This is a genomic window from Staphylococcus sp. Z5-21 (assembly GCF_056529615.1).
In genome coordinates, this window is sequence record NZ_CP096462.1 from 147923 (window position 1) to 160567 (window position 12645).

Here is a 12645-nt window from a genome sequence, read left to right on the forward strand (position 1 = left end):
TCAAACTCACTCCAAATATTAATAGACATATATTTTATTATGTTCATTAACGGTTATTTTTCCATTGCTTTTGCAAAGTAGAGGTATATAATCGCATTATGAACGATAATTGACACTGTGTCTAATAAGGAGGGCTTATATGTCTGAACTTGTAGCCAAATTGACAAATGCAACGAAATATTATGGTAAGAAGAAAGTTTTAGATCATACCGATATAGAGTTATCATCTGGAAAAATATTAGGACTTATCGGGCCAAGTGGTTCTGGCAAAACAACTACGATTAAATGTCTCATGGGTATGGAGAAATTAGATGAAGGTCATGCTCAAATTTTTGATACTGAAATACCAGATCGTAAAATTTTAAATGAAATCGGTTATATGGGCCAAAGTGATGCATTATATGAATCACTAACTGCACATGAAAATTTAGTCTTTTTTGGTAATTTAATCGGCTTAAAAGGAGAGAAATTAAAGCAAGCTATAGCGACTAATATGAAACTTGTGAATTTAGAAGGAGAATTAAACAAAATTGTTAATACTTTTTCTGGTGGGATGAAACGTAGATTATCATTAGCTATTACATTACTTGCGAATCCAAACCTTATTATTTTAGATGAACCTACAGTAGGCATAGATCCAAGTCTAAGAAGAGATATATGGAAGCAGTTAAAACATTTAACTAAAAAAGGAAAATCAGTTATTGTGACTACGCATGTTATGGGGGAAGCTGAGCGCTGTGATTATATAGGTTTAATTGTAGAAGGACGATTATTTACTATGGGTACGCCACAAGAACTAAAAGATAAATTTGGCGTAGATTCTATAGAAGAAGTATTTATTAAAGCTGAAGCGGAGGTGCAATCATGAGATTCAAAGCAGTGTTCATAAGAGTGATTAAAGAATTATTAAGAGACAAAAGAACTTTGGCGCTCATGTTATTTGCACCAATCCTAGTATTAACATTATTATATTTTGTATTCGATACAAATTCAGAAACTGATTTAAAAATAGGCATCGATGACAATGTGCCCCAAAAAATTGTGAATGCATTACCTTCAGACAAAGTAGAAATAGAAAAAATCAAATCGCCTGATTCTATAAAAGATACAATCGTAAATTCTAAATTAGATAGTTACATTACGAAAAATGGTTCTAATTTAGAGGTCACATATGCAAATGAAGATCCTAGTAAAACAGGTTCAACAAAACAATTACTTGGTAGCGCGATACAACAAAATAAGATGCAAGATATGATGAAAATCGTTGAAAAAATACCGAATAATATGAAACAAAAAAATGCACAACAAGATGAAAATGTTAAATTAGATAATCATTATTTATATGGAGATGAAGATAGCACTTATTTTGATAAAATGTTTCCGATATTAATTGGTTTCTTCGTATTTTTATTTGTGTTTTTAATATCAGGCATTGGATTATTACGAGAACGTACAAATGGAACATTAGAGCGCTTATTAGCTACATCCGTTAAACGTAGTGAAATCGTATTTGGTTATTTAGCTGGCTATGGATTGTTTGCAATTCTCCAAACACTACTGATTGTATTTTATGCGATTCTCATATTAAACATTGAAGTGGCAGGTAGTATTTGGTGGGTACTATTAATCAATATTTTAATTGCATTAGCTGCTTTAGCGATGGGAATCTTCGTATCAACATTTGCAAATTCAGAATTCCAAATGATCCAATTTATTCCAATTGTAGCAATACCACAAGTTTTCTTTTCAGGTATTATTCCTCTTGAAAATATTGCTGATTGGGTCAGTGTGATAGGCTATTTGTTTCCATTACGCTATGCTGGGGATGCATTGACCAATATTATGATCAAAAGCCAAGGGTTCGAATTTATTTGGTTCGATATTGGTATTCTGTTCGTATTTATTTTCGTATTTACAGTGCTTAATATTGTAGGTCTTAAGCGTTATAGAAAAGTTTAGAAGAAACGATAAAAAGGTAAATTTATTAAATTATATTCAATTAAAGCTTCTTTTTAAGTACACACTTTAGGGTGATAACTTAAAAAGAAGCTTTTTCTATAGCAAAAATTTTTGAAAACGGGACAAAATTAAATTTATTGACGGTAAGAAATAAAATTCACAGAAATGATACATATACAATTAAATTCAGTGTGAAAGCGATTGTGGGTTATTGGTTTTCCATTGATTTTAATAAACTAAAGCATAATATTCTTGTGTAATTATAAAATATTATGGAATTATTTTGTACTATTAGGTAAAATAAGAAATGTATTGTGCTAAAAGAACATAAAGTACAATAAAAATCAACTAGAAATTTAGGTTAGTAAATTAGGAGGAACATATGAACAAAAACAAGAAAAGACATCGATTTGATTTCTTGCCTAATCGATTAAATAAATATTCTATACGTAAATTTACAAATGGTATCGCTTCAGTATTAATTGGATCAACGATATTGTTAGGTGCAGTAATTGATAAAGAAGCGGATGCAGCGGAACAGCAACCAACATCAGAAGTATATGGACAGACTGATAATAATTACAAAAGCGAATCAAACAAGTCCAATTCAGTACAACATGATGAAGAAAGAACAAACATAATTAATGATAATGACGAGGCTAACTATTCTAATCATAGTGAGATACCAATCCACGATAAATCTAGTGAGTATGACCAAAAGCCTATAAATGAGCAAGATACGTCAAATCATCATGAAACTCATTTGAATCAAAATGCTACTGAAAATCATGTAAAAGAAGAAAGTAAAGAAGTATCAACAGAAGAAGAGTCAATAGAAGACAGAAAAACTGAAGAAAGCACAACCGAAGAAAGCACAACCGAAGAAAGTAAAGCTGTAGAAGAAGCAAACAAAGAAAATACAACTGAAAAAAATGATGAAGGCAGCTTAGATTTAGAAAAAGAGAAAGATACATATAAAGATGAAAAAGATAACGGCAAAAAGAAAAATGAATTAGAAAGCCATAATCACCGTATCGAAAATAAAGTAGAAGATAACGTCTATAAAAATAACAAAGAAACAAATTTAGAGTCTAAAAATGAAAATGTTAATAAAGATGATAAAGTTAACACTTCAAGTAGTACCTCTATTGAAAAAACTGAAGATAATGCAACCCGCTCAAATTTAATAAACTCAGTAAATCACTCTTTAAAGCAATTAGATAATGCTAAAAATAACACAGAAAAGCAATCTCTATTAGAAAATTATTACCAAACACATACGAATGCTACAGCTAGTGATGCAAAAAAAGCTATTGAAAAATTAAACATTGATTTTACTAAACAAAATTCAGATCAATTAATCGCATTATTATTAATTGAACTAGCTAATCAAATGGATAAAGATAAAGTACAAGCCAATGTGCCTGCTTCAAAGCGTGCGGAAACAAATAACGAAAGTTTAAGTATTGAAACGAATACTACGAATATTGAAAAAACTTTAGCTAAACCATCTACAAGTAAATTTAGATCTGCAAATACAAGAGCAACGAATGTAGTTAATTATGCAGCTAATCAGAGTGGTAGAAATGTTAACCATTTAGTCTTTGCAAACACTTCATATGAAATACTAGGTGGCGGTAAGCAAATCAATCAAGTATTTATGACTATGGATGGTAAGTTGAAAATTAAGATTGACTATACGGTAGATGACTCCGTGGTTGAAGGAGATTATTTTACAGTTGATTTCGGTAAATATATACATCCAGGTACATCAAGAAAACCGTATCGAGTAAATAACATACATGATGCTAATGGGAGAACAATCGCTATTGGATCATATGATAGTGCAACGAATACTGCGAAATATACCTTCACAAATTATGTGGATATTTATAATAATGTGAGAGGATCTTTTAGTTTATTAAGTTGGCCATTTAAAGAATTAGTTACTACTGATGAACAGAGTGTCCCAGTAGGCATTACAGTTGCTGGAGAGGATTATACTCAAAATGTCATATTCAATTATGGTAATAGAACGAGACCAGTTATTTCAGATATAAATTATTTGACGAAGGACTTTGCTGAATTTACAACTTATATAAATCAAAATAGAGCATTTAATACAGGATCAAAAGTTAGGTTAAGTGGCCAAGGATTCAAATTTACATCTCCTGATGAGATTGAGGTTTATAAAGTATTAAATAACTCACAATTCAGAGATAGTTTCACACCAGATTATGCAAACTTAACGCAAGTTAGAAATCCTAAAATCATTATAAATAGTGATGGATCAGCAACTGTAGACCTGGGGGATATTGGAACACTTGGTTATATAATAAGAAGTAAACCAAACACGCTACCTGATTTTTCGGGGATTGGTGTATTAAAATCAGAATACACATTTACTAATAATAAAAACCAAAGAGACACACGAGCACACGCAAGTAGCATTCAGTTTGTCAGAGCAGAACTTGCTGGATTCGGTGGATTCGGTGGTTATGTATGGTTTGATAAGAATAATGACGGTGTTCAGAATGATTCGAACGCAACTGCAGCTGGCATTACTGTGAATTTACTTGACCCAACTGGTATACGTTTAGCCACAACGACTACTGATATAACAGGACACTACAATTTTGATAATTTAACAAAGGGTAATTATCTTGTGGAATTCGTAATGCCAGAAGGATATATTCCTACACAAGCGAACAACACTGTAGATGACAAAGATTCAGATGTAGTTTTTGAGAATGGAAGATACATTGCACACGTTACTATTAAAGATGCTGACAATATGACGATAGATGCTGGTTTAGTTTCTGACACAACTTCGGAATCACTAAGCTTATCTGAGTCGCTAAGCACTTCACAATCATTGAGTTTGAGCCATTCACTATCGCTAAGTGAAAGCGAATCAACAAGTCAGTCACTATCCTTAAGCACAAGTGAATCATTAAGCCAATCACTATCATTGAGTGCTAGTGAGTCATTGAGTGAGAGTGAATCGTTAAGTGAGAGTGAATCCTTAAGTACAAGCGAGTCATTAAGCGAAAGTGAGTCATTAAGAGAGTCCGAATCATTAAGTGAGAGCGAATCATTAAGTGAAAGCGAATCATTAAGCGAGTCAGAGTCATTAAGTGAGAGTGAGTCATTAAGCGAATCTGAATCGTTAAGTACGAGTGAGTCATTGAGTGAAAGCGAATCACTGAGTACGAGTGAGTCGTTAAGTGAATCTGAATCATTAAGCGAGAGCGAGTCATTGAGTGCCAGTGAGTCATTAAGTGAGAGCGAATCATTAAGTGAAAGCGAATCATTAAGCGAGTCAGAGTCATTAAGTGAGAGTGAGTCATTAAGCGAATCTGAATCGTTAAGTACGAGTGAGTCATTAAGCACAAGCGAATCATTAAGCACGAGTGAGTCGTTAAGTGAAAGCGAGTCATTAAGTGCCAGTGAGTCATTAAGCACAAGCGAATCATTAAGCACGAGTGAGTCGTTAAGTGAAAGTGAGTCATTGAGTGAGAGTGAGTCGTTAAGCGAGAGCGAATCGTTGAGTGAGAGCGAGTCATTAAGTGAGAGCGAATCTTTAAGCGAGAGCGAATCCTTGAGTGAGAGCGAGTCGTTAAGTGCAAGTGAGTCATTGAGTGCAAGTGAATCAATAAGTGATAGCGAATCATTGAGTGAGAGTGAGTCATTAAGTGAGAGTGAGTCGTTAAGTGAAAGTGAATCACTAAGTGAGAGCGAGTCATTGAGTGAGAGTGAATCATTGAGTGCCAGCGAATCGTTGAGTGCCAGCGAATCGTTGAGTGAGAGCGAGTCGTTAAGTGAAAGTGAGTCGTTAAGCGAAAGTGAATCATTAAGTGAGAGTGAGTCATTAAGTGAAAGTGAGTCATTAAGTGAAAGTGAGTCATTAAGTGAGAGCGAGTCATTGAGTGCCAGTGAATCGTTGAGTGAGAGTGAATCGTTGAGTGAGAGTGAATCGTTGAGTGAAAGAGAGTCATTGAGTGAGAGTGAGTCATTGAGTGAGAGTGAGTCGTTAAGTGAAAGTGAATCACTAAGTGATAGCGAGTCATTAAGTACGAGTGAATCATTGAGTGCCAGAGAATCATTGAGTGAGAGTGAATCGTTAAGTGAGAGTGAATCATTAAGTGCTAGTGAATCAATAAGTGCCAGTGAGTCATTAAGTGCGAGTGAGTCATTAAGTGCAAGCGAATCATTAAGCGCAAGTGAGTCATTAAGTGAAAGCGAATCGTTAAGTGAGAGTGAATCATTAAGTACGAGTGAGTCATTAAGCGAATCTGAGTCGTTAAGTGCCAGTGAATCGTTAAGCACAAGTGAATCGTTGAGTTTAAGCGAATCATTGAGTGCAAGTGAGTCATTAAGTGCGAGTGAATCGTTAAGTGAGAGCGAATCATTAAGTGAAAGCGAATCGTTAAGCGAAAGTGAGTCATTAAGTGAGAGCGAGTCATTAAGTACGAGTGAATCGTTAAGTACGAGTGAATCATTAAGTACGAGTGAGTCATTAAGTGCAAGTGAGTCATTGAGCGAAAGTGAATCACTGAGTGAGAGCGAGTCATTAAGCGAGAGCGAATCGTTGAGTGAGTCCGAGTCATTAAGCGAAAGCGAATCAATAAGTGATAGCGAATCATTAAGTGAGAGTGAGTCGTTAAGCGAAAGTGAATCATTAAGTGCCAGTGAGTCGTTAAGCGAAAGTGAATCATTAAGTGCCAGTGAGTCATTAAGTGAGAGTGAATCACTAAGTGAAAGCGAGTCATTGAGTGCCAGTGAATCAATAAGCGATAGCGAATCATTGAGTGCAAGTGAGTCATTAAGTGAGAGCGAGTCATTAAGTACGAGTGAATCGTTGAGTGCCAGCGAATCGTTGAGTGCCAGCGAGTCATTGAGTGAGAGCGAGTCATTGAGTGAGAGTGAATCGTTAAGTGAAAGTGAGTCATTAAGCGATAGCGAATCATTGAGTGAGAGTGAGTCATTAAGCGAATCTGAGTCATTAAGTGCAAGTGAGTCAATAAGTGCTAGTGAATCGTTAAGCGCAAGTGAGTCGTTGAGTGAAAGTGAATCACTAAGTGAGAGTGAGTCATTGAGCGAGAGTGAATCATTAAGTGCCAGTGAATCAATAAGTGAGTCTGAATCATTGAGCGATAGCGAGTCAATAAGTGAAAGTGAATCACTGAGTGAGAGCGAGTCATTAAGCGATAGCGAATCATTGAGTGAGAGTGAATCATTAAGTACGAGTGAGTCATTGAGCGAATCTGAGTCGTTAAGTGCTAGTGAATCAATAAGTGAAAGCGAATCATTAAGCGCAAGTGAGTCATTAAGTGAGAGTGAATCATTAAGCACAAGTGAGTCTTTAAGTGCCAGCGAATCATTGAGTGAAAGCGAGTCATTGAGTGCCAGTGAGTCATTAAGTACGAGTGAATCATTGAGTACGAGCGAATCACTAAGTGCCAGCGAATCATTGAGTGAAAGCGAGTCATTGAGTGAGAGTGAATCATTGAGTGCCAGCGAATCGTTGAGTGAGTCAGAGTCATTAAGTACAAGCGAGTCCTTGAGTGAGAGCGAATCGTTAAGTGAAAGTGAGTCATTAAGCACAAGCGAATCATTAAGCACGAGTGAGTCGTTAAGTGAAAGTGAATCATTGAGTACGAGTGAATCGTTGAGTGCCAGTGAATCATTGAGCGATAGCGAATCATTAAGCACGAGTGAATCATTAAGCGAGAGTGAATCGTTAAGTGAAAGTGAGTCGTTAAGTGCCAGCGAATCATTGAGTGAAAGCGAGTCGTTGAGTGCCAGTGAATCATTGAGCGAAAGCGGGTCCGAATCGTTGAGCGATAGCGAATCATTAAGCGAGAGTGAGTCATTAAGTGAAAGTGAATCATTAAGTGCCAGCGAGTCTTTAAGTGAATCCGAGTCACTTAGTACAAGTGAATCAATAAGTGAATCTGAATCATTGAGCGATAGCGAGTCAATAAGTGAAAGCGAATCGTTAAGCGAGAGTGAATCATTGAGTGCCAGCGAGTCATTGAGTGAGAGTGAGTCGTTAAGTAAAAGTGGATTATTGAGTACCAGTGAATCGTTGAGCGATAGCGAATCATTAAGCGAGTCTGAGTCATTAAGTGAGAGTGAATCGTTAAGTACGAGTGAGTCATTAAGCGAGTCCGAATCGTTGAGCGATAGCGAATCATTAAGTGAGTCAGAGTCATTAAGTGAGAGTGAATCATTGAGTGCCAGTGAGTCATTGAGCGATAGCGAATCATTAAGTGAGAGTGAATCATTGAGCACAAGTGAATCATTAAGTGAGAGCGAATCTTTAAGTGCAAGTGAATCGTTGAGTGAGTTAGAGTCAATAAGCGAAAGCGAATCATTAAGTGCCAGCGAGTCTTTAAGTGAATCCGAGTCACTTAGTACAAGTGAATCAATAAGTGAAAGCGAATCGTTGGGTGCCAGTGAGTCAATAAGTGAATACGAATCATTAAATAGACACCTAAATAATGATGGAAACTATGAAAAAGAGAAAGATAAATTACCAGATACAGGTAATGAAGATAAACATAATGGGTTGATACCATTACTTACTGCGCTTGGAGGAATCATACTCCTTAGAAGACGTAGAAATAATGAAATTCAAGATAAATAAAAAAGAGCCTGCACTTTCAAAAATAGAAAGTGCAGGCTCTTATATTAATATTCTAATTTTTTGAACATTTTCAAACCTACTAAGTAGCAAATGACTGAGTACAATAGAGTTGTTAATATCATTAAACCTAGTTTTGTTAGTAAGTCTGAAGGCGTAATCGCATGATCATAACCATTTGGAAATAAATATTTGAGTCCATGAATCATTGGTGCAATAACCATAAACATAAGTAAAACAATAACGCTTAAAATATTAAATCCAGTAGACAATTTCATAGATAACATGACTGAAAAGCATATTGCAATTAAAGTAATGCAAAAAATACCGACGATACATAATATTGTACTGTAATTAGTTTCTTGAACATTCGATAAGAAAGCACCGGAAGCATAATCATATTGATGTATATACGTAAAATACAAAATTTCAGAAGACACAAATAATATTACATAATATATTATATACATAGAGAATAAGGCGACTAACTTTGAATTATATAGACGTATTCGGCTGATATCTTTATAAAAGATTAATCTACCAGATTCATATTCTTCAAAAAATAAATAACTGACAAAATATGTCATAAGAATCAATGGTACGGCAAATTGAGATTGTGCAAGTAAAATACCATAATAAAATTCTAAACCAGAGAGTGAATTCGTCTCTCCTCCAATTTGCATAAAATTGGTAGGTAGTATAAGTGTGATTAAATATAAAAATGGATAAAGTGCTATTGCATAAAAGATAATTGCAGAGTTACGCGAAGATACTGTAGTGAAAATATTTTTAATTAACATATCATCATTTCCTTTCGAACCCATCGAAATATTGATATAAGTTATCTTGTTCATTAATCGTGTTTTCTAAAGTGTAGTATTTAACTAAATAATTTATGATTTCATTATATTCTTCAGAACCTGACTGCATGATAACTGCTTTTTCCTCAATATCTTTTATTGTAGAAAACAAATTGAGAAGTTCCTGACGATGTTCTGGATATATTTGTTCTTTTACTACAATTTTTATCAATTGTTCTTTATTGAAATCAATATTTTGGAGTTTTCCTTCTTTTAAAAGAACAAAGCGATCACAGACTTCTGCTAATTCATTTAATTGATGACTAGAAATAAGTAATGCGGTTCCTTTTTTACTAGCCCAAGTTCTTAACGAGTGAATGAGTGTATTAACACCGTCTGGATCCAGACCAACAAAAGGTTCATCCATAATAGCTATTTCAGGTTCATCAACTAAACACATAGCTAGTGATAAGCGTTGTTTCATACCAAAAGAAAAATCTTTTACCTTTTTGCCATATGTATGTGATAAACCTACGAGATCTAATATATTATCGATATTTTTTAAGTACTGCGTTTTATGATTAACTTTTAAATAATAAGTTAAATTCTTTTTAGCTGAAAAGTGTTTGAAATGAACCGTATTAATCATGATACCTACATTTTTAAGTATATTATGATGTTGGAAAATATCTATGTCATTTAAAAATATAGCACCTGAAGTAGGTCGTTTTGTTTTAGCAATCATTTTCATAAATGTTGTTTTACCTGCGCCGTTTTTTCCAATTACACCTACGACTTCTCCACGGTTTATGGTTAATGAAACACCGTCAATAACATTAAAATTGGCTTCTTTAAAACGTTTATAAAGGTCATCTATTTTTAACATAATGTCCTCCTTTGAACTAATAGAGTTTTAATGAAATTTATATGAATTGTTGATGTTACGCTTATATAAGTTAATTTTAACAACGAAAATGAATTTGTTCAATATAGTAAATAAGTTGTTTTATTAAAAATTTATGTATTCTACTTACAATTTAATTTATATATTTTTAGTTTATAAAAAAAGGGATTTACTAGATTTTTGAAATCGCAATTGACAATGATTTTTAAGGAGAGTATGATAGATAACTGTATAAGGGGTGTACTATTCAAAAGATATGATCTATCCCTCATCAATTTGAATAGTAAACAATAGCCTAAGGTGGATTTCATGCGTTCTTGGGTTTAATTTTAACCTAATAGTACACAAGGTGTACAATTTAAAAATAGGAAGGTAGAAGAAAATGTTTAATGAATTTAAATTTATTTTCAGAAATAAAATGTTAATCATAGCACTTATTGCAATAGCAGCTATCCCGCTATTATATGTTGCTTTATTCGTAGGTTCTATGTGGAGCCCATATGATAAGACAGATCAATTGAAAATTTCAATTGTAAACCAAGATCAAAGTGCAAAGCTAAATGGTGAAAAGGTTACAATAGGTGATGATGTTGTCGACAAATTAAAAGATAACGATAAATTTGATTTTCAAGAAGTTTCAAAAAAAGAGGCATTTAATCAATTAGAAAAAGGTAAAAGTGTAGGAACTATCATTATACCTAAAGATGCCTCTAGTAACGCTACGACATTATTAGATAAAAATCCTAAAAAAATAAATATTGAAACACAAGTCAATCCAGGGTCTAGTTATACTGGTAGTCAATCAGCACAAAAAGCAATTAATACGGTAACAAATTCAATTAAGGATAATATTCGTACCAATTATTTAGATCAATTATTTGCTAGTGCTAAAAAATCACAATCTGGATTCAAGGATACTTCAAATGCATTAGGTGACATGTCTGATGCAGAATCACAATTGATTGATGGTAATCAGCAAGTAACGGATGGATTGAAACAATTAGCACCAACAGTAGGACAACCTGCACAGCAATTAATTTCAGGCAATCAACAAGTCACAGATGGACTTAATCAATTGCAACAAAATAATGATCAATTAAAAGCGCAAATAGACCAATCTGTAGAGCAACAAGACGGCGTTGCTTTTGAAGGTGACAATGAAAAAGCGTTAAATAATGTAACGAAAGTAAATGAAAATAATGCTACAGAAGCCGATAAATATGGTGAAACAATCGTGCCTTATATGGCGAGTGTTAGTTTATTTGTAGGTGCTGTGTCATTTAGTGCAATATACCCACTGAGAAAAATGTTAACTAAAGATGTTACATCACTAAAACAAGCATTCGGTAAGTTATTATTGTATCTCGTACAAGGTGCGGTATCTGCGTTATTGATGAGTAGTTGGGCGATATTTGCACTTAATATGTCTATAGATAACATTGGTAAATTTATCTTAGTCGGATTGCTATGGGCAATTGCAGCAATTACTATTACGACATTCTTAAGTTTATTATTAGATCGAATTGGTCTATTCATATCTATGGTTTTACTCATATTACAATTAAGTGCGAGTGAAGGTATGTTCCCAATAGAGTTATCAGCACAATTCTTTAGATGGATTCACCCATTCTCTCCAATGTCATATGCGATACAGGGTTATAGAGAAGCCATCTTTACAAATGCAGGACACTTTAACTTTGGATTTGTAGTAGCATTGCTCGTTGGTATTATTGTCATAATGATGATTTTACAATATTTAGTATTACTATGGTTTAACAAAAGACAACGTGTACCATTTTCAATAGAATTTAAATAAGTGCAATACGGAGGTGACTTATTTGGAAAACGTAGATAAAACAATTGAAGAAGCAATTACGAAATTTCAGATAGTTATGTTGCATTTAAATAAAGAGATAGTTGAAATTGTTAAAGAGACAGGTTTAAGTAATTTACTTTCAAGAGAACAAATTGATGCGATGAGAATTATAAAAAATGAAGGCAAAGTAACAATTAATGAATTAGCGGGTTTACAAAATATTTTTAAAACTGCTGCTTCTAAACGCATCGCAAAATTAGAAGAAATGGGCTATGTACAACGCGCTTATTCAGATAATAAACGTATTAAACTGATTATGTTAAGTGACGAAGGTGAAACATTTTTACAGAGAGCGACTGCAGTGATGACCGAAGCAGTAAAAGATCGACTAGGTAATAAATTTACTGCCGAAGAAGTACATCATTTCGTTGAGCAACTTACGCATATCGATATTGCGTTTAAAGCACATAAGTAGTTAATAGATGTACTTGTGGCATTTACAAATGTGCGAATTATA

The 12645-nt window shown here is 33.9% G+C and carries 7 protein-coding genes; 5 read left to right on the plus strand and 2 right to left on the minus strand.

Annotated elements, in window-relative coordinates; genetic code table 11:
• Positions 1–139: 139 nt before the first annotated feature.
• From M1D64_RS00670 to M1D64_RS00680, 3 genes are all read left to right on the plus strand, one after another.
• A complete protein-coding gene (locus M1D64_RS00670) occupies positions 140–868 on the plus strand; it encodes an ABC transporter ATP-binding protein (RefSeq protein ID WP_041080155.1) in 729 nt (242 codons plus the stop codon).
• A complete protein-coding gene (locus M1D64_RS00675) occupies positions 865–1959 on the plus strand; it encodes an ABC transporter permease (protein WP_041080153.1) in 1095 nt (364 codons plus the stop codon). Before M1D64_RS00670 ends, M1D64_RS00675 begins: the two co-directional genes overlap by 4 nt.
• Before the next feature lie 382 nt (positions 1960–2341).
• Positions 2342–8611 carry an SdrD B-like domain-containing protein gene (locus M1D64_RS00680; RefSeq protein WP_480977529.1) on the plus strand — a complete coding sequence of 2090 codons (6270 nt, stop codon included), beginning with the start codon at positions 2342–2344 and terminating at the stop codon, positions 8609–8611.
• 44 nt (positions 8612–8655) lie between these two features.
• Here the strand turns inward: M1D64_RS00680 and M1D64_RS00685 are convergent, their stop codons facing one another.
• Together M1D64_RS00685 and M1D64_RS00690 are read right to left on the minus strand one after the other, a co-directional pair.
• A complete protein-coding gene (locus tag M1D64_RS00685) occupies positions 8656–9432 on the minus strand; it encodes an amino acid transporter (RefSeq protein ID WP_228482843.1) in 777 nt (258 codons plus the stop codon).
• Positions 9413–10294, minus strand: a complete 882-nt coding sequence (locus tag M1D64_RS00690) for an ABC transporter ATP-binding protein (protein ID WP_069822076.1) — start codon at positions 10292–10294, stop codon at positions 9413–9415. The genes M1D64_RS00685 and M1D64_RS00690 overlap by 20 nt, the downstream gene beginning before the upstream one ends.
• Positions 10295–10694: 400 nt before the next feature.
• On the opposite strand from M1D64_RS00690, the gene M1D64_RS00695 reads away from it, so the two are divergent.
• Complete coding sequence (locus tag M1D64_RS00695) at positions 10695–12128, plus strand: YhgE/Pip family protein (RefSeq protein ID WP_002482085.1); 1434 nt, start codon at positions 10695–10697, stop codon at positions 12126–12128.
• 22 nt (positions 12129–12150) lie between these two features.
• Complete coding sequence (locus M1D64_RS00700; protein ID WP_041079885.1) at positions 12151–12603, plus strand: MarR family winged helix-turn-helix transcriptional regulator; 453 nt, start codon at positions 12151–12153, stop codon at positions 12601–12603.
• Positions 12604–12645: the final 42 nt, after the last annotated feature.

Excerpts from the sequence above, each read along its gene's own strand:
- M1D64_RS00695 (WP_002482085.1), top strand. The coding sequence starts at position 10,695 with ATGTTTAATGAATTTAAATTTATTTTCAGAAATAAAATGTTAATCATA.
- M1D64_RS00685 (WP_228482843.1), bottom strand. The coding sequence starts at position 9,432 with ATGGGTTCGAAAGGAAATGATGATATGTTAATTAAAAATATTTTCACT.
- M1D64_RS00690 (WP_069822076.1), bottom strand. The coding sequence starts at position 10,294 with ATGTTAAAAATAGATGACCTTTATAAACGTTTTAAAGAAGCCAATTTT.
- M1D64_RS00680 (WP_480977529.1), top strand. The coding sequence starts at position 2,342 with ATGAACAAAAACAAGAAAAGACATCGATTTGATTTCTTGCCTAATCGA.
- M1D64_RS00670 (WP_041080155.1), top strand. The coding sequence starts at position 140 with ATGTCTGAACTTGTAGCCAAATTGACAAATGCAACGAAATATTATGGT.
- M1D64_RS00675 (WP_041080153.1), top strand. The coding sequence starts at position 865 with ATGAGATTCAAAGCAGTGTTCATAAGAGTGATTAAAGAATTATTAAGA.